23 protein-coding genes are annotated in these 25823 nt (G+C 59.3%); 6 read left to right on the top strand and 17 right to left on the bottom strand.

Features of this window, described 5'->3' with window-relative positions:
- Positions 1–97: 97 nt before the first annotated feature.
- A complete protein-coding gene (locus ACODTO_RS14690) occupies positions 98–1009 on the top strand; it encodes a LysR substrate-binding domain-containing protein (protein ID WP_175363240.1) in 912 nt (303 codons plus the stop codon).
- A 21-nt stretch (positions 1010–1030) separates the two neighbouring features.
- On the opposite strand, the gene ACODTO_RS14685 is transcribed toward ACODTO_RS14690, so the two are convergent.
- From ACODTO_RS14685 to ACODTO_RS14660, 6 genes are all read right to left on the bottom strand, one after another.
- Positions 1031–1303, bottom strand: coding sequence for a heavy-metal-associated domain-containing protein (locus tag ACODTO_RS14685; RefSeq protein ID WP_139648115.1), 273 nt, complete (start codon positions 1301–1303; stop codon positions 1031–1033).
- A gap of 112 nt (positions 1304–1415) precedes the next feature.
- Positions 1416–3686 carry a heavy metal translocating P-type ATPase gene (locus ACODTO_RS14680; RefSeq protein WP_489106657.1) on the bottom strand — a complete coding sequence of 757 codons (2271 nt, stop codon included), beginning with the start codon at positions 3684–3686 and terminating at the stop codon, positions 1416–1418.
- Between the two features lie 90 nt (positions 3687–3776).
- Positions 3777–3956 carry a DUF2933 domain-containing protein gene (locus ACODTO_RS14675; RefSeq protein WP_373682513.1) on the bottom strand — a complete coding sequence of 60 codons (180 nt, stop codon included), beginning with the start codon at positions 3954–3956 and terminating at the stop codon, positions 3777–3779.
- A 192-nt stretch (positions 3957–4148) separates the two neighbouring features.
- Positions 4149–4544, bottom strand: coding sequence for a hypothetical protein (locus ACODTO_RS14670; RefSeq protein ID WP_489106641.1), 396 nt, complete (start codon positions 4542–4544; stop codon positions 4149–4151).
- 99 nt (positions 4545–4643) lie between these two features.
- Positions 4644–5039 (bottom strand): hypothetical protein, encoded by a 396-nt coding sequence (locus tag ACODTO_RS14665; protein WP_432780164.1) that lies wholly within the window; start codon positions 5037–5039, stop codon positions 4644–4646.
- A 92-nt stretch (positions 5040–5131) separates the two neighbouring features.
- Complete coding sequence (locus ACODTO_RS14660) at positions 5132–5641, bottom strand: Lrp/AsnC family transcriptional regulator (protein WP_489106640.1); 510 nt, start codon at positions 5639–5641, stop codon at positions 5132–5134.
- A 199-nt stretch (positions 5642–5840) separates the two neighbouring features.
- Between ACODTO_RS14660 and ACODTO_RS14655 the strand changes: the two genes are divergently transcribed.
- The 4 genes from ACODTO_RS14655 (at position 5841) to mdeB (ending at position 10628) form a co-directional block, all read left to right on the top strand.
- The gene (locus ACODTO_RS14655) at positions 5841–6857 is read left to right on the top strand and encodes a 1-aminocyclopropane-1-carboxylate deaminase (RefSeq protein ID WP_489106639.1); all 1017 of its coding nucleotides are present in this window, start codon (positions 5841–5843) and stop codon (positions 6855–6857) included.
- Positions 6858–6986: 129 nt separating this feature from the next.
- Positions 6987–7451 carry a transketolase gene (locus ACODTO_RS14650; RefSeq protein ID WP_489106638.1) on the top strand — a complete coding sequence of 155 codons (465 nt, stop codon included), beginning with the start codon at positions 6987–6989 and terminating at the stop codon, positions 7449–7451.
- Positions 7452–7509: 58 nt separating this feature from the next.
- Positions 7510–7932 (top strand): hypothetical protein, encoded by a 423-nt coding sequence (locus ACODTO_RS14645; protein ID WP_489106637.1) that lies wholly within the window; start codon positions 7510–7512, stop codon positions 7930–7932.
- Positions 7929–10628: an alpha-ketoglutarate dehydrogenase gene (gene mdeB / locus ACODTO_RS14640; protein WP_489106636.1), complete on the top strand. Its 2700-nt coding sequence runs from the start codon at positions 7929–7931 to the stop codon at positions 10626–10628. The genes ACODTO_RS14645 and mdeB overlap by 4 nt, the downstream gene beginning before the upstream one ends.
- A 387-nt stretch (positions 10629–11015) precedes the next feature.
- On the opposite strand, the gene ACODTO_RS14635 is transcribed toward mdeB, so the two are convergent.
- From ACODTO_RS14635 to ACODTO_RS14605, 7 genes are all read right to left on the bottom strand, one after another.
- Positions 11016–12170, bottom strand: coding sequence for a M20 family metallopeptidase (locus ACODTO_RS14635; protein ID WP_489106635.1), 1155 nt, complete (start codon positions 12168–12170; stop codon positions 11016–11018).
- Positions 12167–13591: a M20 family metallopeptidase gene (locus ACODTO_RS14630; RefSeq protein WP_489106634.1), complete on the bottom strand. Its 1425-nt coding sequence runs from the start codon at positions 13589–13591 to the stop codon at positions 12167–12169. The genes ACODTO_RS14635 and ACODTO_RS14630 overlap by 4 nt, the downstream gene beginning before the upstream one ends.
- A complete protein-coding gene (locus ACODTO_RS14625) occupies positions 13588–14577 on the bottom strand; it encodes an ABC transporter ATP-binding protein (RefSeq protein WP_489106633.1) in 990 nt (329 codons plus the stop codon). The genes ACODTO_RS14630 and ACODTO_RS14625 overlap by 4 nt, the downstream gene beginning before the upstream one ends.
- Positions 14574–15590: an ABC transporter ATP-binding protein gene (locus ACODTO_RS14620; RefSeq protein ID WP_489106632.1), complete on the bottom strand. Its 1017-nt coding sequence runs from the start codon at positions 15588–15590 to the stop codon at positions 14574–14576. Before ACODTO_RS14620 ends, ACODTO_RS14625 begins: the two co-directional genes overlap by 4 nt.
- 14 nt (positions 15591–15604) lie before the next feature.
- Positions 15605–16507, bottom strand: coding sequence for an ABC transporter permease (locus tag ACODTO_RS14615; RefSeq protein ID WP_489106631.1), 903 nt, complete (start codon positions 16505–16507; stop codon positions 15605–15607).
- Between the two features lie 9 nt (positions 16508–16516).
- On the bottom strand, positions 16517–17434 hold the full coding sequence (locus ACODTO_RS14610; RefSeq protein ID WP_139648140.1) for an ABC transporter permease: 918 nt from the start codon (positions 17432–17434) through the stop codon (positions 16517–16519).
- An 82-nt stretch (positions 17435–17516) separates the two neighbouring features.
- Positions 17517–19037, bottom strand: a complete 1521-nt coding sequence (locus ACODTO_RS14605) for an ABC transporter substrate-binding protein (protein WP_489106630.1) — start codon at positions 19035–19037, stop codon at positions 17517–17519.
- A gap of 185 nt (positions 19038–19222) precedes the next feature.
- On the opposite strand from ACODTO_RS14605, the gene ACODTO_RS14600 reads away from it, so the two are divergent.
- On the top strand, positions 19223–20137 hold the full coding sequence (locus ACODTO_RS14600) for a LysR substrate-binding domain-containing protein (RefSeq protein ID WP_489106656.1): 915 nt from the start codon (positions 19223–19225) through the stop codon (positions 20135–20137).
- Positions 20138–20331: 194 nt separating this feature from the next.
- Here the strand turns inward: ACODTO_RS14600 and ACODTO_RS14595 are convergent, their stop codons facing one another.
- From ACODTO_RS14595 to ACODTO_RS14580, 4 genes are all read right to left on the bottom strand, one after another.
- Entirely contained in the window at positions 20332–21267 is a 936-nt protein-coding gene (locus ACODTO_RS14595; protein ID WP_489106629.1) for a restriction endonuclease, read from the bottom strand.
- Between the two features lie 24 nt (positions 21268–21291).
- On the bottom strand, positions 21292–22695 hold the full coding sequence (locus ACODTO_RS14590) for a restriction endonuclease subunit S (protein WP_241801582.1): 1404 nt from the start codon (positions 22693–22695) through the stop codon (positions 21292–21294).
- A complete protein-coding gene (locus ACODTO_RS14585; RefSeq protein ID WP_175385899.1) occupies positions 22692–24233 on the bottom strand; it encodes a class I SAM-dependent DNA methyltransferase in 1542 nt (513 codons plus the stop codon). The genes ACODTO_RS14590 and ACODTO_RS14585 overlap by 4 nt, the downstream gene beginning before the upstream one ends.
- 66 nt (positions 24234–24299) lie before the next feature.
- Positions 24300–25811 (bottom strand): RNA/DNA-binding domain-containing protein, encoded by a 1512-nt coding sequence (locus tag ACODTO_RS14580; RefSeq protein ID WP_175385900.1) that lies wholly within the window; start codon positions 25809–25811, stop codon positions 24300–24302.
- Positions 25812–25823 lie beyond the last annotated feature (12 nt).

The following is a 25823-nucleotide window of genomic DNA, read 5'->3' as shown; positions in this document are numbered from 1 at the left end:
AGGCAGCCGGATGTGCTGGTGCAGCGGGATTCTGCAAAAACGAGGCGTGCCAGGAAAACGATTTATGGGCCTGAAGTAATTGAGTTAAAGTCACTTAATGAAACGTCGCCTCCCCCCATTGAATGCTCTGCGCTCCTTCGAGGCCGCCGCCCGGCTGGGAAGAATGACGTCTGCCGCCGATGAACTTTCGGTCACGCCCGGGGCGGTGAGTCGCCAGGTACGCCAGTTGGAGTTGAGTCTTGGGGTCGAGCTGTTCGAGGGCACCAAGAACAAACCGCAACTCACCGCCGCCGGCAAAGAACTTCTGCCGGATCTCACGGCTGCACTGGATAGGATCGAAGCCGCGGTCGGCCGAATCAGGGATACCGCGACGGGCATTCTGGACGTGTCCTGCTTCAGCACCTTCACGGTCAAATGGTTGATCCCCCGCCTTTTCGATTTCAATGTGAAGTACCCGGACATCAAGGTTCGCTTGAGCTCTTCAGGCGACACGAGCGATCCGGGGCGTGATCGGTATGACGTGATGATCACGGCTGAGCAGGGTCGGCTCGATGGTCAGGAAAACACCCTCCTGTTATTCCCTGAGCGATTGGGCATCGTCCTGTCACCGGCGTTATCCGCGCGTATCCAGTTGACTGAACTCAGTTCGATTTTCCTGCACCCACTCCTGCACACCAAAACGCGCCCGAATGCCTGGGCAAACTGGGGAGATGCGATTGGCTATCAGGCCAGTGCACCGGCCGGCTTGGAGTACGAGCATTACTATTTCACGTTGGAAGCCGCGATTGCCGGGCTGGGGATCTGCGTTGCCCCCTGGCACCTGGTGGCTGACGACATTCGCCTTGGCCGTCTGCTGGCACCGTTCGGGTTTCATCAGAGCAGCTATTGCTATGTGGCGAAGCGGAGTCCGGAACGTAGTAAGAAATTGGAGTTGTTTTGTGAATGGTTGATGGCCCAGGCGCAGCGGGATGGCTTGCCTGGGGCTGGCCAGGGGCGATTGCCGGAGTAGTCGCGAATTTAAAAATAACGCTTACCGGCAGCAGCACCCGCCGCCGTTCCCGCCACACCCCGAGGTTTTCTTGCTCGCTACGCTTTCCACTGTCGCCAGCTGTGCGGGGTAGCCCGCGTCCTCCAGGGCTGCAAGCAGCGCGTGGCCGTCCGAAACGCCGCTGACCTTCACCCGTCCGGCTTGCAGATCCACTGTGACGTCACTGACGCCTTCAAGTGGGCGCAGCGCTTCGGTGACATGTTTGACGCATGAACCACAGCTCATGCCTTGGACTTGCAGTTCTACAGTCTTCATCGGTGACTCCTCACAAAAAGTGATCATGGAAAGACAGACGCATGAGGCTTTTCTGCGACGCTGGCTTATCCTCAACCTTGCCGCCATGGCAAGGTCAAGGGGGGGCTTTCACTCAATCAATGGAAGCCTGCCGCAGACGCAAGGCGTTGAATACCACCGACGCCGAGCTCACGCTCATGGCCAGTGCGGCAACGAGTGGTGACAGGAGGTGGCCGGTAAGCGGGAAGAACAAGCCGGCGGCGAGTGGGATGCCCATGGCGTTGTAAAGGAAGGCGAAGGTCAGGTTCTGGTGCATGTTTCTCACCGTTGCTACTGACAGGCTGCGGGCACGCAGGATACCGAGCAGATCGCCCTTCACCAGGGTGACCTGAGCGCTGTTCATCGCCACGTCAGTGCCAGTGCCCATGGCGATACCGACATCCGCGCGAGCCAATGCGGGGGCGTCATTGATGCCGTCGCCGGCCATCGCCACGCGGTGTCCGGCTTGTTGCAGAGCGGCCACCAGACGTTCTTTATCTTGCGGCTTGACCTCGCCATGCACCTCCTCGATGCCCAACTGGCGAGCGACCGAGAGAGCCGTCGTAAGACCGTCACCCGTGGCCATGATGACCTTGACGCCATCCGCCTGCAAACGCTCGACGGCCAGCTTCGTGGTGGGTTTGATGGGGTCGGCAACCGCCAGCAAACCCGCCAGGGCACCATTGACTGCCAGGTACATGATGCTCGTACCGTCGTCGCGCAGCTTTTCGGCATGCACGTGCAAACTCTCGGTGGAAACGCCCGCGTCCTGCATCAACGCGGTATTGCCCAGCATCAGGCGCCGCCCCTCGACCTGACCACTTACACCAATGCCCGAGGCTGACTCGAAGGTTTCAGGTGTTGCCAGTTGCAGCCCAGCGGCACGAGCCTGTTCGACGATGGCGTGGGCCAATGGATGCTCACTGCCCTGATCCAGGCTGGCGGCCAGGCGCAGCACTTCATCCTGAGTAAAACCGGATACGGCTTCGACGCTATGGAACGCTGGTCGACCCTCAGTGAGGGTGCCGGTTTTGTCGACTATCAGGGTGTCTATCTTGCGCAGGTTTTCGATGGACGCGGCATCGCGAAACAATACGCCGCTGCCAGCGGCTTTCCCGGTGGCGACCATGACGGACATCGGTGTCGCCAGGCCAAGGGCGCACGGACAGGCGATGATCATGACCGCGACAGCGTTGATCAGCCCGAACACCCAACTCGGCTCGGGCCCCCACAGCCCCCAACCGAGAAGAGTCAGCGCGGCGATACTAATCACCACCATCACGAAGTAGCTGGCAATCACGTCTGCCAGCCGTTGCATCGGCGCTTTTGAGCGTTGTGCCTGCACCACCATCTGCACAATCTGTGCGAGCAGGGTCGCCGACCCTATCTTCTGTGCCTGCATCACCAGACTGCCGTGGATGTTGAGGGTGGCGCCGATCAGCGCGTCGCCGGCCCGCTTCATTATCGGTATGGGTTCGCCGGTAAGCATCGACTCATCCACAGCGCTTTCGCCTTGCAACACCTGGCCATCGACAGGCACTTTTTCGCCAGGGCGCACACGTAATGTGTCGCCACTGTGTACGTGCGTCAGTGGGATGTCTTCTTCCGTGCCGTCGGCATTGATCCGACGGGCAGTCTTTGGCGCCAGTCCAAGCAGCGACTTGATGGCAGCCGAGGTTTGCGAGCGAGCCCTGAGCTCGAGCATCTGGCCGAGAAGGGTCAGTGAGATGATCACCGCCGCCGCTTCGAAGTACACTCCGATGCGGCCGTCCATCATGAAGTTGCTGGGGAATACCTCGGGGGCCAGGGTGGCCACGACGCTGTAAAGGAAGGCCGCCGCCGTGCCGAGGGCGATCAGCGTCCACATGTTCGGACTTCGCTGAATCACCGAGCGCACACCGCGCACGTAAAACGGCCAGCCCGCCCAAAGCACCACGGGGGCGGCCAGTCCGAACTCGATCCAGTTTTGCGTGGGGCCGTGAAACAGCACCCAGGCATGGCCGCCCATGGCCAAGACGGTGACGATTATTGTCAGTGGCAATGTCCACCAAAAGCGCTGGGTGAAGTCCTTGAGTTCCGGGTTCTCCTCTTCCTCCAGTTCGGGAATCACCGGCTCCAAGGTCATGCCGCACTTGGGGCAGACGCCGGGGCCGATCTGTCGAATTTCCGGATGCATGGGGCATGTGTATTCAGCGGCATCCGTTAACGGTTCTGCTGCTGCCTGGTGGACGTGTTCGATATTCACTTGAGCTATTCGATAACGCTCGGGCGCTGCCCGGAAGGTCGCTTGGCATTTCTGACTGCAGAACCGGTAGTTCTGCCCCTCATATTCCGTGCTGAACGGGCTGTCGTGACTGACGGGCATGCCACATACCGGATCATGGGCGCCGATGAGTTGGGGGCCAGTGTTCTGCATCGGGCCGTGCTCTGGAGCAACCTCAGGGGTGTTCATGAGCTACCTCCTGTTCGCATCCTTGATTGAGGTTGAGGTGTCGCCGTGATGATTGTGGCCACCATGGTGATGTCCGAAAACATGCATCAGCGGGCACAGCAGCAAAATCATGTAAGGCAGTAAACCCAGCACATGGCCGTAGTGTTCTCTTGCCAGATAGAACAGCACGATCACCAGCAACATACCGAGCGCTATGCCAGGTCTGCTCCTCCAGAATGTAGGAGAGGTGTCAGCAGAAGGTGGTGAGTCCGTCATGGTTCTGTACTCCCGAGAAACGCGCTGTGGGTGATACGTCGTTTGGTCGATGGGCGTCGGTTTAACCTTGGCGTATTGGCAAAGGTAAACCGACATGCATCGTCTACAGGCTTGTGCGCGTCACTTGCCCATCGGCATTTTCATCATGCTCGATTGCTGATCCATCATTTTCATCATCATGTTCATCATTCCCCTCCCCATGCCGTCCTGATTGCCGGCTTTGCCCATGCCCATGCCCATGCCATTACAGTTCTCATGCAGCATGGCCATGCTGTCCTTCATCGTCTTCATGCTCTCCTGCATGGCGGCGCGGCGCTCGGCAGGGGTCTTGGCGGCGGCTGCCTTGTCGTAGGCAGCCTGCATTTTCTGCATATGCTCGGTCATGACATTGTTTCGCGTTGCCTCAGTGGCTTCGCTTGTCTGGGCGGGCGCGGTCGGCGTCTGCTCGACCGCCGAGGCCATGAGTGGGCTGCTCACGAGCAGGGTGGCGAGGATAAGTTTCAATGAGGCATGCATGGCAATCTCCAAAGGATGAGGACAACTCAGGTAATACCGAGCCGCGCCGGGCTGGCGCAGTCAGACAGTGCGCCGCAGATCGGCGCGCAGAGGGTCGGATTAATCGTTCAAGCGCACGAAAATCAGACGGACAGGCGGGCTGGCGGGTACAGGACGCCGTAATGCAAGAAAGGCAAAAGCGGAGGGGGTGGCGGGATAAAAAATCAGCAGCGCAGGGATCAGGAACAGAAGGGGCCAACTGAACAGATCAAGTATTTGAAAAGGGAGCGAAGGGCTTACCGCTATCGCCGCATCGGCGCAGTGCTGAAGGCAACCGACGGCATGGGCTTCGTGGCCATCGTCATCTTGCGCGGTGTTCAACGAGGCATGAGTTGTCGCCGGATTGTGGCTGGGCTGAACCAGACACCCCTGGGCCGCCGCGAGACCAAACGCTAACACCCACAGCACGATGGCGAGGCGTAGGAACGCTGGTTGACGATGGCGAAACCAGAACATGGAGAATCTCCGGTACTGATTAGCGGGTTCTGGTTTTTAACGTACAGCACATCGAAGTGCCAGGTTTGATCTGCATCAATTTAAATTGAGCTTCAAAGGGGGATGTGGGTTGTCGACAAGACCTGGCGCAACCCCATGAACGAGCGAATCTGACGAACCCCGGGCAGGTAAAGCAATTGCTCCGCATGGAGCCGGTTGAAACTGTTGCTGTCCTTGGTTCGTATCAACATGAAGTAGTCGAATTCCCCCGTCACCACATGGCATTCCATGCAGCCGAACACCTTTTGCGCCGCGGCTTCGAAGGCGGCGAAAGATTCCGGCGTCGAGCGGTCCAGCACCACGCCGATCAACACCACCATCCCTGCATCGAGCGCTTGATTGTCCAGCAACGCGACAATGCCCTTGATCAGGCCCGCCTGCTTGAGGCGTTCGACGCGTCGCAGGCAGGCCGGCGCGCTCAGTTTCACCTTCTCGGCGAGCGCCACATTAGAGATAGAGGCGTCTCGCTGCAGGGTCTTGAGAATGGCGCGGTCGGTCCGGTCCAGCGGGTGCGGCTCCGCACCTGGGGTGGCGGGTTTCTTGTGATGATTTGTTGCGTTCATGTTTGTTTCTACACAATAAAAATATGTTTTAAGTGGTAACTGATAATTTATGTTTCTTTAATTGATTAAAACTTGCAACACATATTTTTGGCTTTGTTCTTAATATTGAACGTGTCGAAGCCCCTCTGAAAGAACCTGGAACGCAGCCTTTTGCCTTTCGGTCTGGCGCTTGGATATTCAATAAACAAGGAGCAGAGTCATGAACCTGAATCGTTTCAAACGTTATCCGCTGACCTTCGGTCCTTCTCCCATCACGCCCTTGAAACGTCTCAGCGAACACCTGGGCGGCAAGGTCGATCTGTATGCCAAACGTGAAGACTGCAACAGTGGCCTGGCCTTCGGTGGCAACAAGACGCGCAAGCTCGAATACCTGATTCCCGAAGCACTCGAACAGGGTTGCGACACCCTGGTGTCCATCGGCGGGATCCAGTCGAACCAGACCCGCCAGGTCGCGGCCGTCGCCGCGCATCTGGGCATGAAGTGCGTGCTGGTTCAGGAGAACTGGGTGAACTACTCCGATGCGGTGTATGACCGCGTTGGCAACATCGAGATGTCTCGCATCATGGGCGCGGATGTACGACTGGACGCCGCCGGGTTCGACATCGGCATCCGGCCCAGCTGGGAGAAGGCCATGAGCGACGTGGTGGAGCAGGGCGGCAAGCCGTTCCCGATACCGGCGGGTTGTTCCGAACATCCCTACGGGGGCCTCGGGTTCGTCGGTTTTGCCGAGGAAGTGCGGGAGCAGGAAAAACAACTGGGGTTCAAGTTCGACTACATCGTGGTCTGCTCCGTGACCGGCAGTACTCAGGCCGGCATGGTCGTCGGTTTCGCCGCGGATGGCCGTTCGAAGAAGGTTATCGGCATTGATGCCTCGGCCAAGCCAGCGCAAACCAAGGCACAGATACTGCGTATCGCCCGGCACACCGCTGAGTTGGTGGAACTGGGGCGCGAGATCACCGAAGACGACGTGGTGCTCGATACCCGCTTCGCCTACCCGGAATATGGTTTGCCCAACGAAGGTACGCTGGAAGCCATTCGTCTGTGCGGCCGCCTGGAAGGTGTGTTGACCGACCCCGTGTATGAAGGCAAATCCATGCACGGGATGATTGAAATGGTCCGCCGTGGCGAATTCCCCGAAGGCTCGAAAGTGCTTTACGCACACCTGGGCGGGGCACCTGCGCTGAACGCCTACAGTTTCCTGTTCCGCAACGGTTGATTAACGCCAATGACCTGTAGAAGCGAGTTTGCTCAGGAAGCGGTGGGGTGAGTCGGCATCCATGTGGACTGTCACGGCCTCATCGCCGCCCGGAGCAAGCAGCTCCTACCACGCGCCGGGAGTACCGCCATGCATGCGTTATCGCAATCCGCAGTCTGGATCAAGGAACCTTCGGCGGATGCCGGAGTGGTCATCGTTACCAGCGCCGCGTTTCCCAAATACATGATCGACAAGCTGCACGTGGCGATAGATGACTGGGATCAGGTGGCTTATCTAGCCGTCAAGCAATCCGAGGCGTTGATGCTCGACTGGCTGCGGGTCGGATCTGGTCCGGAGCAATCCGCTGGGAACCCCACCTGTGATGCCAGTCAATTGTTGCGCTCCGTCTCCCACGGCAGTTTTTTGCTGGATGTCGAAGTCGGCGCGGTACCCGGCCTGACCTGGCTGGGGTCCGTGCTCGGTCACACGTTGCGCGTCATCGAACTGGGAGCGATAGCCTCGTCCACCGCAGCGATGGATCAACAGGTAGAACACGTGCTTTCGACGACCCGCAGTCTGGCGAAAAGCGTGTTGCAGGCGCGCGGCGTCATTTAGCCAGTGCTGCGCCCATTCGCCTGTGAATCAATCACCTCAAGCAACCAAGGCAACGCCTATGAGCCAAGCTGCCGACTGTCGTACCCACGCTCTGAAGTGGATGCGCGAGCCTTCAAATTGCACACGCATCGTGGTCATCGCGTGTGGGCTTGATAGTGATCATATTGACTTGATCCATCAGGGTTTCAGCTGTTTTGACAATGTTGCGCTGATCCATGTCGATGCTGTGAGCACCGTACCTGGCCGGCTCGCTGAAGTGCGAATGGCCACGGAGGACTACTGTTTTGTAGTGCTCGGTGAACTGGATGAGCGTTTGTTGCACGACCTTTCCATCGGTCAGCCCTGCATCTACCCGATTGCATCGGACGGGGCGGCCGAACGTTCGGTCATTGCGGCGGTAGAGCAGGTGAAAAGCCTCGCCCGAGCGAACCGTTCGCACCACTTTGAAGTGTTACCCGACACCTGCAGGAGTTGCTCATGAGCCCGTCCGATATCCAGACCCAATTACCGGGCCAGACAGATGAAGATGCACTGGAAACAGCCGAGTGGCAGGAGGCGTTGCTGTCCGTCATCGCCCACAGTGGCACGGTCCGGGCAAAACAGATCCTCGACATGCTGGCGACCGTGGCGAGCACTTCCGAGATCGGTTGGCGTCCCAGCCACGGCACGCCCTATATCAATACGATCAGCGTCGAGCAGCAGCCGGTGTTTCCAGGCGACCTGGCGCTGGAAGAGCGACTGGCGTCGATCATGCGCTGGAACGCGCTGGTCATGGTCGCCAGGGCCAACCAGGCCTATGGGGAACTGGGTGGTCACATCGCCAGTTACGCCAGCGCCGCCGATTTGTTTGAAGTGGGTTTCAACCATTTTTTCAAGGCACGCACCGACACTCATGGCGGTGATCTGGTGTTTTACCAGCCACACTCGGCACCGGGCGTTTATGCGCGGGCCTTTCTGGAAGGGCGCCTGGAGGAACAGGATCTACGACATTATCGGCAAGAGATCAGCGCACGTGCCAATGGCGCTCGGGGTTTGTCGAGTTACCCGCATCCGTGGTTGATGCCGGACTTCTGGCAATTTCCGACCGGCTCGATGGGCATCGGTCCCATAAGCTCGATCTACCAGGCGCGGTTCATGCGTTATCTGGAGCATCGCGGCTTGCAAAACACTTCGGGGCGAACCGTCTGGGGGGTGTTTGGCGACGGTGAAATGGATGAGCCGGAAAGCATGTCGGCACTGACCCTGGCGGCGCGTGAAGGGCTGGATAATCTGGTGTGGGTGGTCAACTGCAACCTTCAGCGCCTGGACGGTCCGGTGCGTGGCAACGGTCGCATCATCGATGAGCTGGAGTCGCTGTTCGGCGGGGCCGGCTGGAACGTCATCAAACTGGTCTGGGGCTCCGACTGGGACGGATTGTTTGCCCGGGATAAAGAGGGCGCGCTGGTGCGGGCATTGTCGGCTACGGTCGATGGCCAGTTCCAGACGTTCGCGGCCAAGGATGGGCGCTTCAACCGCGAGCATTTCTTCGGCCAGGACGAAGCCCTGGCGCATCTGGCCCAAGGCCTGACCGACGAGCAGATCGACCGCCTCAAGCGCGGTGGTCATGACCTGGTGAAAATCTTTGCCGCGTATCAAAGCGCAATGCGCGAGGGCAAGAAGCCTACGGTCATCCTGGCCCAGACCAAGAAAGGCTTCGGCATGGGCGACGCCGGGCAGGGCAAGATGACCGTGCATCAGCAGAAGAAACTCGATAATGAGGCGTTGATCGCATTCCGCAACCGTTTCAACCTGCCGTTGACCGATGAACAGGCCATCTCGCTGAGCTTCTTCAAGCCGGGCGACGACAGTGCCGAAATGCGCTACCTGCATGAACGCCGTCGTGCGTTGGGCGGTTACCTGCCTACGCGGTCTTCGACTTGCGAGTCATTGGCCGTGCCCGATGTAGCCAGCTACGCCGGGTTTGCCCTCGCCGCCGAAGGCAAGAAAATGTCCACCACCATGGCCTTCGTGCGCATGCTCAGCGGTTTGCTGCGGGACAAGCGACTGGGGCCGCGAATCGTACCGATCGTGGCGGATGAAGCGCGTACCTTCGGCATGGCCAGCCTGTTCAAGCAGATCGGCATCTACTCCAGCGTGGGGCAGCGTTATGAGCCGGAGGACATCGGTTCGATCCTGAGTTATCGAGAAGCCCTGGACGGGCAGATTCTCGAAGAGGGCATCAGCGAGGCCGGCGCCATCAGTTCCTGGGTGGCTGCCGCGACCAGCTACTCGGTGCATGGCCTGCCGATGTTGCCGTTCTACATCTATTACTCGATGTTCGGCTTCCAGCGCATCGGCGACCTGATCTGGGCCGCGGCGGATCAGCGGGCTCGCGGGTTCCTGCTCGGCGCGACGGCGGGGCGCACGACCCTGGGCGGCGAAGGCTTGCAGCACCAGGACGGCAACAGTCACGTGATGGCGTCGATGGTGCCCAACTGTCGTGCCTACGATCCCGCGTTCGCCGGTGAGTTTGCGGTGATTCTGGATCACGGCATGCGCCAGATGCTGGAGCGCCAGGTCGACGAGTTTTACTACGTCACCTTGATGAACGAGAACTACCCGCAGCCCAACCTTCCCGACGGTGTCGAGCAGGCGATCATCAAGGGCATGTATGCATTTGCCCGGCACGAAGTGACGAATGCCCGCGGTACCGTGCAGTTGCTGGGTTCCGGCACTGTCCTGCGGGAAGTCATTGCCGCTGCCGAGTTGTTGGCCGGCGATTGGAGCATCGACAGTCAGGTCTGGAGCGTCACCAGCTTCACCGAGCTGGCCCGGGATGCGCGGGAAGTGGAGCGCTGGAATCGCCTGCATCCCGGACAACCGGCCAGATGCAGCCATGTTCAAGAATGCCTCGACGACTCGGCGCCGATCATTGCCTGTACCGATTACGTGCGCGCCTTGCCCCAGTTGATCGCCAGTTATCTCGACGCCCGTTACACCGTGCTCGGCACCGACGGGTTTGGCCGCAGCGATACCCGCCACCAGCTGCGCAGGTTCTTCGAAGTGGACCGCCACCAGATTGTCTTGAGTGCGCTGACCTCACTGGTACACGAGGGGCGTCTGGACGCCAGTGTCTGTGCCCAGGCCATTGAACGCTACGCCATTGACGTTGACGCCGTGGCCCCATGGGACGCTTGAAACCAGCTTCATCCTGTGGGAGCGAGCCTGCTCGCGATAGCGGTGGTTGAGTCACATGGATGTTGGGCTTGCTGGCCTCATCGCGAGCAAGCTCGCTCCCACAGTTTTTTGTGTCGTGTGCAGATGCTGTGAACACCCGTGAGTCCATGTGGGAGCGAGCCTGCTCGCGATAGCGATGGTTGAGTCACATGGATGTTGGGCTTGCTGGCCTCATCGCGAGCAGGCTCGCTCCCACAGTTTTTTGTGTCGTGTGCAGATGCTGTGAACACCCGTGAGCCCATGTGGGAGCGAGCCTGCTCGCGATAGCGGTGGTTCAGCTACGTAGAGGCTGGACGTGCGTCCTGCTCTTGTTCTTGCTTTGGACTTTGATCTCGACGCCCCGTTATCTCAACAGCTCTCGCCGACCGCCAGAATAGTCGCCACCAAGGCTTGGGCGCGAGGCACCAGCGTGTCCAGTTCCAGGTATTCGCGATCGGTGTGGACCTTGCCACCCACCGGCCCGAGGCCACACAGGGTTGGAATGCCCAGGCTGGCGGTGAATCCCGAGTCGGCGCAACCGCCGGTGAACTCGCCTTCGACGCTGAAACCCAGCGCCAGCGCCTTTTGTTGGTAGATGTTCAGCAGCCGCTCGCTGTGATGGGCTTCCATCGGTAGAAAGGTCGTCGCTTCCTTGAGGATAGTGCTGGTACCGATCAGTTCTTCCTCTGCGACGATGGCCAGGATGGCGGTCAGGATCTGATCCCAGTGCTTGAGTTCGATGAAGCGTACGTCCAGCCGAGCGGAGGCGCTAGGCGCAACGGTGTTGCTGGACGTGCCACCGGATATCAGGCCAACGTTGGTGGTGATACCTGCCGAGTAGTCGGTCAAAGCATGGAGCTTGACGATCTTGCGCGCCAGGGCCTCGATGGCGCTGGCTCCGTCGGCATGGTTGACCCCAGCGTGCGCCGCGCGGCCGCTGACTTCGATGATCAGCGTGGCACCGCCTTTGCGTGCGCTGACCACGTTACCGCTCGCCCGGCCGGGTTCGGTATTGAGCACGGCGCGAGCGGCACGGGCTGCGCGTTCAATATGGGGCCTGGCGCTGCCGGAGCCGATTTCTTCGTCACCGGTGTACAGAACCTGCACCGGATAGGGCAACTGACCGGCGCGCTTGAGTGCCATGAGGGCGAAGCAATTGAGCACCAGGCCGCCTTTCATGTCGGCGACGCCGGGGCCATAGGCGTGGTTGGCGTCGCGGCTGTAGCCGCGCGTCGTGGTGGTGCCTTTGGGGAATACCGTGTCTCGATGGCCCAGTAACAGCACCGGTTTGCCAGATTCGCCTGGCACCTCGGCGAGTATCACGTCGCCAAAACCATCGACCGGCATGCGCTTGAGCAGGATGCCGTCGGCTTCCAGCTCCGCCGCGAGCAGTGCGCCCACCGCGTCGACGCCCGCTTTGTCATAGCTGTTGGAGTCGGTGTCGACGATACGCTGTAGCAGCGCTTCCATGGCTTGGCGCTGGTCAGCTAGCCAGTCCAGCGCCTGTTGTGGAGAGGCGCTCATTGCGCCTGCTCCCGTGCCAGATGTTCCTGAGTCAGGCGTGCCGCGTCGTTGCCCAGGTCCCAGAACAGCCCGGCCATGATCTGCAGACTTTCCTTGACCACCGGTGCCAGCAAGTGCTCGTTCGGCGCATGTTGTGAGCATGCCGGGTACGAGTGCGGTACCCACAATGTTGGCAGGCCGAGCACGTCCGCGAACACATCGTTGGGCAGCGAGCCACCGAGGTTTGGCAGCAGCGCAGGTTTTTTGCCGGTGGTCTGTGCCAAGGAGCTGAGCGCCCAATCGACCCATGGGCTTTGCGGGTCCAGCCGAGTGGCATGCATCACATCGATACGGCTTTGCCTGACCTCTACATTGCTGAAACCATGGGCATCCAGGTGGGTGCGCACCGCCGGAATAAAGGTCGTGTAGTCGCTGTTCACCACGAAGCGGATATGGCAGTGGGCGTTGGCCTTGCCAGGGATCGCATGCACGGGGGCGTCCGGGTTGCCGGTCTTGAAGGCGATGACGTCGAGGGTGTTCCAGCCGAATACCTTTTCGCTCAGCGAGAGCTCCGGATGACCCCAGTTGGCGTCGATTTCCGGATCGCCCGGGCCGCCACCGACGTCAATATCGGCCAGTGCCTGCCGAACCGGCTCCGGCAGTGTCTCGGGCATCAGCCCCGCCACTTTCACCCGACCGTGTTCATCGACCATGCTCGCGATGGCATTGGCCAGAATGATGCCGGGGTTGGCCAGCAGCCCGCCCCAGTTGCCTGAGTGATGCGCACCTTCGCGTAAATGGACCGCCAGCTCGAAGTTGAACACCCCGCGTGAGCCGAGAAAAATCGTCGGTCGTGATGCTGCCAGGCGCGGGCCGTCCGAGGCGATGAAAATATCCGCCGCGAGTTCTTCACTGTGCGCTGCACAGAATGCATTCAAGCCCGGCGAGCCTTCTTCTTCGCCCATTTCCAGCAGTAGTTTGACGTTGAAACCCAGTTTGCCGTCGCGAGCCTTGAGTGTTTGCTCCAGCGCGGTCAGGTTGATCAGGTGCTGGCCTTTGTTATCGGCCGTGCCACGACCGTACCAGCGATCGCCTTCGACAGTGACTTGCCACGGCGACAGGCCTTCACGCCATTGCGCTTCATAGCCACGCACCACATCACCGTGGCCGTAACTGAGAACGGTCGGCAGCTCCGGATGCTCAATGCGTGTGGCGATCAGGAAGGGCCCGCGCTCTGCCACCGGGTTGTCGTAGATCTTGACGCTGAAGCCCATCGCCTCGACATGCGGGGTGATGAAGTCACTGAGATAGCGGTACAACTCAGGCCGGCTGTCCATTGCCTGGCTTTCGGTGTGCAAGGCGACGCTACGTTCGAGCAGGTTGAAAAATGCGCCGTTGTCGAATTGCTCCGTGGTGTTGCTGATTGCCAATGAACGACTCATGAGTGGGCAAGCTCCGATGTTTGGGCAGGATGGTCGTGAAGGTGGCAACGCACGTTGCCCCCGATAATCGAATCATTGGCCGGGTAGGCCGTCTTGCACGGTGCGAAGCAGCTCGGGCAGCGGGGATGGAACGCGCAGCCGGACGGCGGTGACATCGGATTGGGAAAAGTCCCGTGCAGGCCGATATCGGGAATGCCCAGGCGCGGATCGGGCGTGAGCACCGAATCCAGCAAGGCGCGGGTATAAGGATGGTCGGGGTGAGCGAACAACGATTCGCGGGTGCGTTCTTCGACGATGCGCCCCAGATACATCACCGCGACCCGGTCGGCGAGGTGTTCGATGACCGCCAGGTTATGGCTGATCAATAGATAGGTCAGGCCGAGCTCGCGCTTGAGGTCTTGCAACAGGTTGAGAATCTGCGCCTGCACCGAAACGTCCAGCGCGGAGGTGGGTTCGTCGCAGATCAACACGTCAGGGCGCATGATCAACGCCCGGGCAATGGCCACCCGTTGCCGCTGGCCGCCGGACAGTTGGCTCGGATAGCTGTCGATGACTCGTTTGGGCAGCCCGACCACCTCAAGCATCTCTTCGGTCCGCTTACGCCGCTCGGCGGCGGTGCCGATGCCATGCACGATCAGCGGCAGGGTAACGATTTCGCGCAGTGTCTTGCGTGGGTTCAGCGACGAATACGGGTCCTGGAATATCGGCTGGATGTGCCGGGACATTTCCTTGCGATCAGTCGCCGCCAGATGTTTGCCGTTGACCAGCACATCGCCGCTGGTAGGCGGCAACAGACCGAGCAGCATCTTGGCCAGGGTACTTTTTCCACAACCGGACTCGCCTACCAGACCGAGGGTCTCGCCACGTATCAGACGCAGGGACACGCCGTCGACAGCTTTCAGGGTGGCGGCGGGTTTGAAAAAGCCCTTGTTGATCCGGAACTCGCGACGGATGTCGCACAGCTCCAAAGCGATGTCTTTTTTCATGACCTCACACTCTCCTGAAGGCGAATCGGTGCCGGGGCGGGTGCGGCGAACAGGCAGCGCGCCATGTGTCCGTCCTGCTCGACTTCGGGGATGTGTTGTGCACAGGCAGGTATCGCCTGGCCGCAGCGATTGCGGAACGCACAACCGTGCTGTTCGCCTACCAGGCTTGGCACCAGGCCTGGAATCGAGCCCAGCGCTTCGCCCGGCTTGGTCCGGCCAGGGATTGGAATACTGGCCAGCAGACCGCGGGTGTATGGATGCTGCGGGTTCTCGAACAGTTGCAAGGCCGGGGCGGTTTCGACGATTTCCCCGGCGTACATCACGGCGACCCGATCGGCGATCCGTGCCACCAGCCCAAGGTCGTGGGTGATGAAGATCACCGCCAGGCCGAGTTCTTTCTGAATGTCGCGGATCAAGCGCAATATCTGCGCTTGAATGGTCACGTCCAATGCCGTGGTTGGCTCATCGGCGATGATCAGGTCCGGTTCGCACATCAACGCCATGGCAATGATCACCCTCTGGCGCAACCCGCCAGACAGTTGATGCGGATACTGACGCAAGCGCTCGGCAGCATTGCTGATGCCGACTTTCTCCAGCATTTGCGCGGCGCGAACCAGGGCATCCTTGCGTGACACTTTGCGATGCTGAGTCAGCACTTCGCTGAGCTGATCGCCAATGCTGTAGGCCGGGTTCAACGAGGTCATCGGTTCCTGGAAGATCATGGCCAGGCGGTTGCCGCGCAGGTCGCACATGCGCCGCTCGCTCTGGCCAAGTATGTCGATGCCGTCCAGGGTCAGCCGGGACGCACTGCGTTTAGCCTTGCGTGGCAACAGGTCCATCAGCGCCAACGAGGTCAGGGATTTACCACAGCCGGATTCGCCGACGATGCACAACATTTCACCGCGCTCGACTTCAAAGTCCAGACCGCGCACGGCATGCAGCATGTCATCCGGCGTCGGACTGTTGCCCATGGGAATGTCCACGCGCAGGTTTTCAACATGGAGTAGTGCCATGTCCGGTACTCCTTTCAATTACGGCCGTCGGGCAGGATCAGATCACGCAGGCCGTCGCCGACCAGGTTGATGCCCAGTACCAGAACCATCAGGGCGACGCCGGGAATGGCGATGACCCACGGGGAAAAGAACATGTAGGGTTTGCCTTCGGCGATCATCAAGCCCCAGGATGGCGTTGGCGGTTGCACGCCAACCCCGAGGAATGACAGCGCCGACTCCAGCAGGATCGCGTGGGCCATTTCCAGGGTGGCGACCACGATCAATGCGCCGATCAGGTTGGGCAGGATTTCACTGGCCAGGATGCGCAACGTCGAGCAACCCAGGGCTTGGGCCGAAGCGATGTATTCGGCATCGCGAATCTGTTGCGCCGAGGCCCTGACCACCACCGCGAAGCGATCCCATAACAGGCAGCCGAGCAGCACGATGACCACTTTCAGTGAGCCGCCCATCAGCGAGGCTGAGGCCAGCGCGACCATCACCACCGGCATCGCCAACCGGGTTGTGATCAAGTAACTGATGAGTGCATCGACCTTGCCGCCGTAGTAACCGGCCAGCAGGCCCATCACTGTGCCGATGAAACCGGAAATCAGCGCGGCGGAAATGCCGATGAACAGCGAAATACGTGCGCCATAGAGCAGTCGCGACAGGTAATCGCGGCCCAGCTTGTCGGTGCCGAGGATGTGTTCCCAGGTGCCCTGGGCCATCCATACCGGCGGCTTCATGCGCAGCATCACGTCTTGCCCATAAGGGTCGTAAGGTGCCAGCCACGGGGCGAACAATGCGCCGGCGAAGATGATCAGCAACAACACCGCGCCGATGGCGAAACCACGATGACGAAAGCTCTTGCCAAGGACTCGGCTCAGGCTGCTCGGTGGTGGCAGGTAGTCATTGATCGCGAGGGTAGTGGGGGTGCTCATGGAAGCCTCCTAGCGCACGCGAATGCGCGGGTCGAGCAGTGCGTTGAGCACATCGGCCAGCAAGGTGAGGATGATGTAGATCACCGCGATCAGCAGGACCACGGCCTGTACCACCGGAAAGTCGTCACGGGCGATGGCGTCCCAGGCGAGTTGTCCGATGCCTTGCAGGGAGAACACGGTTTCGATCACCACCGAACCGCCGAGCATGAAGCCGAACTCCACCGCCGCCAGCGCGACGACCGGAATCAAGGCGTTGCGCAGTGCATGCTTGAACAACACGCGGGCCGGGCGCAGACCCTTGGCGCGGGCGGTGCGGATGTAATCGGAACTGAGCACATCCAGCATGCCTGCGCGGGTCAGGCGCATGATTGCCGGCGTCGCGTAGTAGCCCAAGGCAATGGCCGGCATGACGAAGTGCAGCAGGGTCGAGTTGCCGGACACCGGCAGCCACTTGAGCGTCACCGCGAACACCACGATCAACATCAGCGCAAACCAGAAACTTGGCATCGCCTGCCCCAGTACGGCAATGCTCAATGCCAGGCGGTCAATCCAGGTGTCACGTTTGACTGCGGCCAGCACCCCAAGCGGAATCGCCACCAGCAGCGCAATGCCCAATGCCATCGCCCCCAGGCCGAGGGTGATGGGCAGGCGATTGACGATCAGGTTGTAGACCGACTCCTGAAAGAAAAAAGAGTTGCCCAGATCCAACTGCAGCAAATCGCCCAGCCAGTTGAAGTACTGGGTCGGCAGCGGTTTGTCCAAACCGTACTGCACGCGGATCTGCTCGATTTGTTCGCTGCTGGCCTCCGGCCCGCCAATGGCAGTGGCCAGGTCGCCGGACAGATGCAAAAGAGAAAAACTGATCACCGACACGGTAATTGCAACGCAGAATGCGATACCTAGACGGCGCAGAAGGAATCCAAGCATGGCAAGTTTCCTCATATCCATAGGCTGATAGGTGGGGGCTTGCCGTAGCGCGGCTAAGACTGCGCGTCACGGCACCTGTCGATTACTTCCAGCTGGACAGAACGAAACGCGGTAGCTCATCCGGGTAGGGCGTGAACGCCAGCTCGGAGGTATAGGCGTAGTTCATCGAGTAATTGAACAGCGGCGCCCAATAGGCCTGCTCGCTGATGCGCTGCAACGCCTTGCGGTAGTTGTCCTTGCGCACTTGCGGGTCGAGGGCGTTGTCGGCGGTCTGCAACCAGCCCTGGACCTGCGGATCCTTGATGTTGTCGTCCGGGTTGCCTTTGAACCAGGTCCCTGCGGACGCCGAGGTGTCGAGAATCGAGAACGAACCCCAGGCCTGGAACGACATCGGTATTTTGCCGCCACGTTGCTGATCGCGCAGGGCTGCGTATTTCAGGTAGCGCAGCTTGGCGTTGATACCCACGGCGCGCAGGTTGCCGATGATCGCCTCTACGTAATCACGGTCGCGGTAAGCGAAGATTTCTGTCTCGAAGCCATTCGGATAACCGGCTTCAGCGAGCAGCGCCTTGGCCTTGGCCGGGTCATAGTTGTAGACCGTGGCCGCCGTGGTGTCGCAACCGAACTGCCCCGGATAGCAGGCGACCTGCAAGGGTTTGGCTTCGCCGCCCACCAGCTGCGAGGCCAGTGCCTCGCGGTTGATGGCGTGGTTGATGGCCTGACGCACCTTAAGGTTTTTCATCGGTGAGTTTTCAGTCGAAGTGCCACGAGCATCGAGGATCAGGAAACCGATGCGCATGGTTTCGCCGCTGGTCACGGTCAGGTTCGGCATGCTCTTGAGATTGACTGCCTGGTCCGGGGCGACGCGCCAGGTCCAGTCGACACCGCCGGTCATCAGCTCGGCCAGACGGGTTTCTGCGTCCGGGATAACCCGAAACGTGAGATGCGCGATGTGCGGTTGGCCCTGTGGGCTGTCCTTGAAGTAGTCCTTATTGAGCGCCATGGTCACGCCTTCGCCCGCCACGACTGACACCGCTTTATAGGGACCGGTGCCAATCGGCTTGCGACTGAATTCAGCCAGGCCGACTTTCTCGAAATACGTTTTGGGGTACATCGGTACGGCGTTGGACAGGTATTCCAGTGCCGCAGGAAACGCTTTTTTCAAATGAAGGCGGACGCTGTAGTCACCGGTTTTTTCAGCGCTGCTGATCCAGTCGACGTTTTGCACGGTAACGACTTTCGCTTCGGGCGACACCACGTAATTGAGGGTGAACACCACGTCGTCGGCGGTGAAGGCGTCGCCGTTGTGAAATTTGACGCCTTTGCGCAGCTCAAAGTCGATGGTGGTGTCGTCGACCTGTTTCCAGCTGGTGGCCAGCATGGGTTTGTAGTCGCCACTTTTGGGATCGCGGTAGATCAGGTTGTCCCAGATCAGCCGCCCGAGAATCACCCCTTCGCGTAAATCGTTGTGATAGGGGCTGATGTTTTCAGGCTCGCTGTCGGAAGCGTAAACCAGGGTGTCGTTGGCTTTACCGGCATGAGCCGGAAAACTGCTGATGAGGCCCATCAGCGCAAAACTGCAGGCGAAACCTTTGATGCCCATGCCGTCGTCTCCGTTGGCGAGAGTGGTTGAATCAAAGGGCAGCGAATCGCAAACGCGCAAAGGAGGATGAAGCGGTCAGGCAATGTTTTCTTGGTCTGGACACGAATGTAGGGAAAGGGTATCAATGCCGCAAGTTCAATATTTCGATACTTCCTTTGCCGAAAAGGCAACCCTTGGGGGCTCCTATGCAGCTGCATGGCGTGCAGTCCACGGCACTGCGCTACTTTCTTGAAGTGGCGCGATGCGGATCCATCAGCGAAGCCTCAATGCGGCTGAATGTTGCAGCATCAGCGGTAAGCCGACAGATCTCCAAGCTTGAACTGGCCCTGGACGCCAGCCTGTTCGAACGTCGTGCCCGGGGCATGGTGCTCAGCGAAGCGGGGGTGCGATTGGCGGCCTATGCGCGCAAGTCGCAACTTGAGGCCGAGCAGGTAGTGCTGGAAATTACCGAACTGCATGGCCTGCAACGGGGACATGTGCATGTCGCCTGCTCGGAAGGTTTTGCACTGGAATACATGCCCAGGAGCATCAGCGCATTCAGGCGTGAGTATCAGGGCATTCATTTCACGCTGGAGGTCTGCGCGCCTGCCGAGGCGACCGAGAAGGTTCGCTCCGGGGAAGCCGACCTGGCGATGACCTTCAGCCTGTCGCCGCAAAAGGAAGTCAAAGTCGAACATTTCCTCAGCGGGGCCATTTTTGCCGTGGTCTCCAATTCACATCCCCTGGCCGGACGCGAAGCGGTCAGCCTCGCCGAGCTGCAACCCTGGCCCATAGCATTACCGAAAGCCGATACCACGATACGGCAACTGTTCGACATCTGTTGCGGTGTACAGGGGTTGTTGTTCGACCCGGTCCTGACCACTAACTACGTTGCCGCGCTCTATAGCTTCGTCCGCGAAGAAGGCGTGATCAGCCTTGCCAGCGAAATGACCTTGCAGAAACAAGTAGCGGACAAGCAGTTGCGATGCTTGCCGATCCTTGATGAGGGCATGCAGGCACGGCGTATTGAACTGCAGAGCATGGCTGGACGGAATTTGCCTACGGCGGTTTCTGCGTTTAGGGATTTTTTGATTGGTGAGTTGGGGAGGGGGATGGGGTGAAAAAGGCGAGGTTATTCGAGGGGGCTGCGTTGTGGGTGTTACTAGCGTTCAAATCGGGCTCTATGAGCCGGGGTGATCTGAAAAAAAGCTGTAGCTATCTGTTTTTATTGGCTAATGACTGATTAGAAAAACTGCTTGGAATATCATTTGGAATGCTGTGTGATCTGGCTTCCGATAGACGGTATTTTTTGAATTCATCCAAGCGACTCATCAAAGTAATCGCTATCGAGCCTCGGCACTTTATAAAGCTGCGAGCTAACGCCCACCTCGTGGTCGAGCATGAGATTGACTAGACGTTTACCATCGACCAGTACAAGCCCTTCGACCGATAGCGCGAACTCGACTGCTTGGGCAGTGAAGCCTGATGTGGTGATGAATACACCACGTTTGGCTTTCTGCCCTGCCAGGGCGCCATAGAATGCCTGCAAATCGGGGCGGCCAACGGTGCTCTGCCAGCGCTTAGCCTGCACGTAGACCTTTTCCAACCCCAGTGCGTCCAGTGAGATCACGCCGTCAATGCCGCCATCGCCACTTCCGCCGACTTGTTGCAGCGCCTGACGATTCGCGCCGTAGCCCAAGCTGTGCAGAACGTCGAGAACGATGTGCTCGAAACGCGTCGGGCTCGCTTGCAGCAGGCTGTCCAGCAGGTCGCCCGCGACGCTGGTACGCAGTTCGAGGATGGCTTGGTTCAAGCGCTCCTGCGGGCTGCTAGTGGCGAAGTCGGTCTTGGTAATTGGCGCTGTCGTGTCGTTGCTTTCATCCAGCGAGGCGGCGTCCGGCGCTGTCTTCAGTTTCACGCTCATGAAGTTCACAGCTAGATGCTCGACCTGTTCTGCGCTCAACGGGGCAGGGTTGGCCTGAGCGAATACGCGGCCGGTGTCGGTCAGTTGCCAGTAGCCACGCTTGGCGCTGCTGGAATAGCCGGCGCGCTTGAGCCGATCATGTGCCCAGCCTGAACGGTTTTTATAGGTGGCCTGGCCGCTGGCGATGGTCTCCTGCCGTTGCGCTTCGCTAAGGCCAAGCGCCAGGGCGGCTGCTTCGTGAGCCTCGCCCGCAGTGGCACCCTCCGGATGGGCTGCGAGAAAACGGAGGACGGGCTCGATGAACTGGTCGTAGGTCGGAACGGACATGGCTTTTCTATTCCTGATAAAGGCTTAGCCCAACGTAGCAGCTTGACGACCGCGCTTTGTCTTGGGCGCGGTAGCGCGTTGGGCCTTGATGCGCTCCAGTAAAAAGCCGGCTGGCTCGTCGTTCGGATCTTGTGGCACCAGTTCGCCGCGGAAAGCTTTGGCGAGGATGCTTTGCGTCAGGCCGTCAATGCGGACCTGGGCTGCTTTAACACGGACTTCGAGTTGGTCGGCGAATGCCAGGAGCTCTCCAACGTGACGAACGATTTCTCTTTGCTCTTCCCGCGAGGGAACGAGCAGCGTTATCTCTCTAAAGTTACCAAGGCTGACCTTTTGCTGCGCTACCCCAGCTGAAATTTCTTGGACCTTCTGCCTGAAGAAATTTGATTTCATTTGATAATAGGCATATTCGCGCAGAATAACGGACTCATTGACTCTTAGTTTAATGCAGTCTGCAGTGATCACCGCATCTGGCGCGGTTGCTGGATAAATAGCTACGTCGCCAGGAGGATCGCCCATTTTCGTAACCAGAATGTCCCCAGCAGAGATTTGATGAGCGCTAAGTTCGTCAAATTTTTCTGGTGTGATGAATTTTGTTTTTTTATCTCCAAAACATCCGGCGCGTATTTCTCGGACAAAGACGAGAGGTTTGCCATCGTCTCGGTAGTCGGAGACTTTCAGGTTGCTACCGAAAGGCCCAATAGCTAGAGAGTACTTTTCGTCAGCGCAGGCCTGATCTATACGAATAGTTTTCCAGTCGTTATTAGGTGAAGTAGTTCCTTCTGGCGCCTTCTTGGCTCGCCACTCCTCGGTTAACTTCCCAGAAACGGCGGCAGCGAGCACGGATTGACGAAAGCGTTTTAGCAGCGCGGGGATGCCATCGATACGGGCTTTCAGGGTATCGACCTGGGCCAGTAGTTCGTCAAGCTTGGCGGCGATGCGAGTTTGTTCGAGCAGAGGCGGTAGAGGGAGCGGGAAGGCTTCAAGTTTTTCTGAGTCGATACTCTGTACGGTCGTTCCATCTTTGGAGCACGCCGACAGAATGTCTGTGCCAAAGCTTCTGAGCATATAAAAAAAGAATTTTGGTACGACGCCTTCGGCAGGCCGGAAGACTTTGATGTCTTGATTAACCGTTAACTGGACAGCTGCCAAGGCTACCGGAAACGTGTGTTGAAGAATTCCGCTGCGCGTTACCATTAACACCGAGTTGGCTGGATAAAGCGTCATGCCTGCCTGGCTTATGGCGAGCTGCGAAATCCAGTCTGCCGCGTCATTGAGGACGTTCTTCTTCATGTCCTTGGGGGATACCCAAGGCACATCACGACTCAGCCAGAAATGTGGGTTGGCCTTCGATGGAGTCTTACCCCCCGACACCCCGCCAAGGTCCGCTATAGAAAATATCGTCCAACCAGTTGGCATTACAGTATTCATTCCTCCGTCCCCACTTTCAGCCCCATCACCTCCGCCATCAACTGCTTCTGCGCCACTACTTCATCCCCCGCCCCCAGCGCCTTCATCAGTTCTTCCAGCTCACGCAGTGCCTCGGTCAACTCAGCCATCGCCTCACCGGCCAGCACTTCTGGAGCGGGCAGGTCGGCGGCATCCAGGCTGCTGTCGTCTTTTAGCCAACTGATGTCCAGCGAGTCACTCCGCTCGTTGCGGATGTATTCCCGGGTAAAGCTGCGGAAGCGGCTGTTTTCACCGATACCTTCGACGTTCTCGGCGCGTGGGCTTTCGCCGTCGGGGGTGTCGCCATAGGCGTCCTCGAACGGTTTGAGGTGCGTGGGGCCGAAGGGCGTGCGCTTGCCGAAGCTGGGCATGTTGCTGCGCAGGTCATAGACCCACACGCGCTTAGTGCAACCTTCCTCCTGGCGCGGGTTTTCCACGGTGCCCTTCTGAAAGAACAGTACGTTGGTTTTCACACCCTGTGCGTAGAAGATGCCGGTAGGCAGACGCAGGATGGTGTGCAGGTTGCACTTGTCCATCAGGTCGCGACGCACGTCGGTGCCAACGCCGGTCTCGAACAGCACGTTATCCGGCAGCACCACGGCGGCTCGGCCGCCCGGCTTGAGGCCACGGTAGATGTGCTGGAGGAAGGCCAACTGCTTGTTACTGGTGCGGTACGTGAGATCATCACGAGTCGGGCCACCGCCACCCTTGGCCGTGCCGAACGGTGGGTTGGAGAGGATGACGTCGACCTTGGGTAAGTTGGCCCCGGTCTGACCTAGGGCGTTGCCCAGGTGCACCACGCCTTCTTCGTCGCCTTCCATGCCATGCAGCAGTGTGTTCATTAGCGCCAGGCGGCGAGTGCCGGGCACCAGTTCTACGCCAACAAAGGCGCGATTGCGCTGGAATGCCTGGGCTTTGGCGTCGAGGTCGTAGTAATCGTCGGTTTGACTTTTGATATAGGCGTCAGCAGCGATCAAGAAGCCCGCAGTACCGGCGGCCGGGTCTTGTATGGTCTCGCCCGGCTGCGGCTTGATGCAGCGGATGATACTGTCGATCAGCGGCCGAGGGGTGAAGTACTGGCCGGCGCCGGATTTGGTCTCGCTGGCGTTTTTTTCCAGCAGGCCTTCATAAAGATCGCCGAGACCGTCTTGGCGGGCGCTGAACCAGTCGATACCGTCGAGGCTCTTGATCAACTGCTCGAGGTGGCGTGGTTCCTTAAGGCGAGTCTGAGCGTCGGCGTAGATGGCGGCAATCAGCGGGTCAGGGTTTTTGCCAAGGTCCAGCAGCATCTGCCGGTAGTGATCGAGCAGGTTAACGCCGGACTTGCCAGCCAGGTCTGGCCAGCGCGCGCCTTCGGGCAGCTTGTGGCCGAAGCTGTCGTTGTTCTGCACCTGTTCGTATTCCATCTTGATGAACAGCAGCAGCACGAGCTCGGTGACGTAGTCGCTGTAGTTGATGCCGTCGTCGCGCAGGACGTCGCAGAGGTTCCAGAGCTTCTGGACGATGTCGGAGTTGGTCATGGGGCACCTGTGGCGAAGTGTGTAAAGCGCCAGATTGCGCTGGCGCAAAGAAGTGGTTGTCTGGGCTCAGTCGTCTGAGGAGCGTTGTTCGGCCTTTAGCGCTCGGCCGGCCGCAGTCAGGCGGTAGCGTTGCTTGCTGCTGTTGGGCTTGTCTGGAATGGTCATCTCGACCACGCCAAGCGCCAGTAGTGGGGCCAAAACCTGCTCGCGGAACTTGCTGCGGTTGCTGCGCCCGACGAAGGTCATTAGCTCTGGCGCAGTGTGATCGCCTGCCATCTTGCACAGCAGTGTTATCTGCTCCTGCTGCAAAGACAGGCGAGTTTCGGCTTGTTCTTCTTCGACAGCGGACTCAGTCCCTACTTGGTCCCTACTTGGTCCCGACTTAGTCCCTACTTGGTCCCCACTTGGGCCCGAAAGAGGCCCTTTTTCAACGGCGCGCTGAATCACCACCTTGAACTGATTACTCTGCCGGTCGTCCTCCAGTCGGATCATTGGCCAAGCATCGATAGCGCGCGGGATGCCGGTGCCTAAACCGCGATAGGGGAGAATGTGCACAGCATGGGAGGTGAGCGTCGGGTTACGACGGTTGGACAGGCCGAATCGAATTTTCTCGGTATCGAGCACGTCAGGCAGGTGCCCGGGGCTGATCAGTTCGATGCGATCGGCGAAGATCATGATCCGGATGGAGGCGCTGACAAAGTAGTCGCGGTGGATCAGGGCATTCACCAGCAGTTCTTCAAACACTTCCTCCGGCACTTCCAGCTGGCCGAGGGTATTGAAGCCCTGCTGACGCTGCACGTGGCGTAGGTTGCGCTTTATGAAGGCAAGGCTGCGTCGGTACTGCTCCTGCAGATTTCCGTCGATATCTTCGCTGTCTAGATAGTGGCGGTCATGCAGAACCGTGCCCGGAAACGCCACGGCCTTGATATCGAACGCCGGGCACAGACGTTGTGGCGCCTGGCCGAAGAGCAGCAAACCGGCCAAATTGGGTGTGTCGCCACTGGCGAGGCCAAGATTTTCCAAGATGCGGGTGGTTTCCAAGCCTATCTGGTCGGGACTCTGCCGAAAGCGTCTTTGAAAGTACTCGCCAAGCGCCTTGGCATCGATATCCGCCACGCTGCTGCCCGCGACCGGTACCGCATCGGCGCACACCAGTCCTGCCTGCTGAAACAAACGCTGCAGTTCTTCACGGGCCGTGACCCGACGCTTGTCGGCGCCGTTCTTTACCCAGATGCGACCCTGGTTGTCGACATAGGGTTTATTCAGCCCTTGTTCGACTGACACCACCATGACCAGCCCGTGTTCGGTCTGAAAGTTGCTGGACAATGGATTGATCGCCGGGCGGACATTCTGTGAGGCTGCGTTGGAAAGCAACTGATTGAGCCGCGCAACGTCGGCGCTGTTTAACCCGCTAACCATGCCGGAGTCGTCTACGCCAATCAGCAAATATCCACCGGATGTATTGGCGAACGCCACTAACTCGGCTGCCAAGGCATCGATATTGCTGAAATCGCGCTTGAATTGATGGCGACTGTCTTCACCACGGGCAAGGATCTGATGAAGCTCAGCAGGGGTCATGAGGCGTCTCTA

This window comes from Pseudomonas sp. FG13 (assembly GCF_057809755.1).
The sequence above is the reverse complement of the archived record's forward strand: the minus strand, read 5'-3'. Positions and strand labels throughout refer to the sequence as shown.

Excerpts from the sequence above, each read along its gene's own strand:
- ACODTO_RS14690 (WP_175363240.1), top strand. The coding sequence starts at position 98 with ATGAAACGTCGCCTCCCCCCATTGAATGCTCTGCGCTCCTTCGAGGCC.
- ACODTO_RS14685 (WP_139648115.1), bottom strand. The coding sequence starts at position 1,303 with ATGAAGACTGTAGAACTGCAAGTCCAAGGCATGAGCTGTGGTTCATGC.
- ACODTO_RS14680 (WP_489106657.1), bottom strand. The coding sequence starts at position 3,686 with ATGCCCGTCAGTCACGACAGCCCGTTCAGCACGGAATATGAGGGGCAG.
- ACODTO_RS14675 (WP_373682513.1), bottom strand. The coding sequence starts at position 3,956 with ATGTTGCTGGTGATCGTGCTGTTCTATCTGGCAAGAGAACACTACGGC.
- ACODTO_RS14670 (WP_489106641.1), bottom strand. The coding sequence starts at position 4,544 with ATGCATGCCTCATTGAAACTTATCCTCGCCACCCTGCTCGTGAGCAGC.
- ACODTO_RS14665 (WP_432780164.1), bottom strand. The coding sequence starts at position 5,039 with ATGTTCTGGTTTCGCCATCGTCAACCAGCGTTCCTACGCCTCGCCATC.
- ACODTO_RS14660 (WP_489106640.1), bottom strand. The coding sequence starts at position 5,641 with ATGAACGCAACAAATCATCACAAGAAACCCGCCACCCCAGGTGCGGAG.
- ACODTO_RS14655 (WP_489106639.1), top strand. The coding sequence starts at position 5,841 with ATGAACCTGAATCGTTTCAAACGTTATCCGCTGACCTTCGGTCCTTCT.
- ACODTO_RS14650 (WP_489106638.1), top strand. The coding sequence starts at position 6,987 with ATGCATGCGTTATCGCAATCCGCAGTCTGGATCAAGGAACCTTCGGCG.
- ACODTO_RS14645 (WP_489106637.1), top strand. The coding sequence starts at position 7,510 with ATGAGCCAAGCTGCCGACTGTCGTACCCACGCTCTGAAGTGGATGCGC.
- mdeB (WP_489106636.1), top strand. The coding sequence starts at position 7,929 with ATGAGCCCGTCCGATATCCAGACCCAATTACCGGGCCAGACAGATGAA.
- ACODTO_RS14635 (WP_489106635.1), bottom strand. The coding sequence starts at position 12,170 with ATGAGCGCCTCTCCACAACAGGCGCTGGACTGGCTAGCTGACCAGCGC.
- ACODTO_RS14630 (WP_489106634.1), bottom strand. The coding sequence starts at position 13,591 with ATGAGTCGTTCATTGGCAATCAGCAACACCACGGAGCAATTCGACAAC.
- ACODTO_RS14625 (WP_489106633.1), bottom strand. The coding sequence starts at position 14,577 with ATGAAAAAAGACATCGCTTTGGAGCTGTGCGACATCCGTCGCGAGTTC.
- ACODTO_RS14620 (WP_489106632.1), bottom strand. The coding sequence starts at position 15,590 with ATGGCACTACTCCATGTTGAAAACCTGCGCGTGGACATTCCCATGGGC.
- ACODTO_RS14615 (WP_489106631.1), bottom strand. The coding sequence starts at position 16,507 with ATGAGCACCCCCACTACCCTCGCGATCAATGACTACCTGCCACCACCG.
- ACODTO_RS14610 (WP_139648140.1), bottom strand. The coding sequence starts at position 17,434 with ATGCTTGGATTCCTTCTGCGCCGTCTAGGTATCGCATTCTGCGTTGCA.
- ACODTO_RS14605 (WP_489106630.1), bottom strand. The coding sequence starts at position 19,037 with ATGGGCATCAAAGGTTTCGCCTGCAGTTTTGCGCTGATGGGCCTCATC.
- ACODTO_RS14600 (WP_489106656.1), top strand. The coding sequence starts at position 19,223 with ATGCAGCTGCATGGCGTGCAGTCCACGGCACTGCGCTACTTTCTTGAA.
- ACODTO_RS14595 (WP_489106629.1), bottom strand. The coding sequence starts at position 21,267 with ATGTCCGTTCCGACCTACGACCAGTTCATCGAGCCCGTCCTCCGTTTT.
- ACODTO_RS14590 (WP_241801582.1), bottom strand. The coding sequence starts at position 22,695 with ATGAATACTGTAATGCCAACTGGTTGGACGATATTTTCTATAGCGGAC.
- ACODTO_RS14585 (WP_175385899.1), bottom strand. The coding sequence starts at position 24,233 with ATGACCAACTCCGACATCGTCCAGAAGCTCTGGAACCTCTGCGACGTC.
- ACODTO_RS14580 (WP_175385900.1), bottom strand. The coding sequence starts at position 25,811 with ATGACCCCTGCTGAGCTTCATCAGATCCTTGCCCGTGGTGAAGACAGT.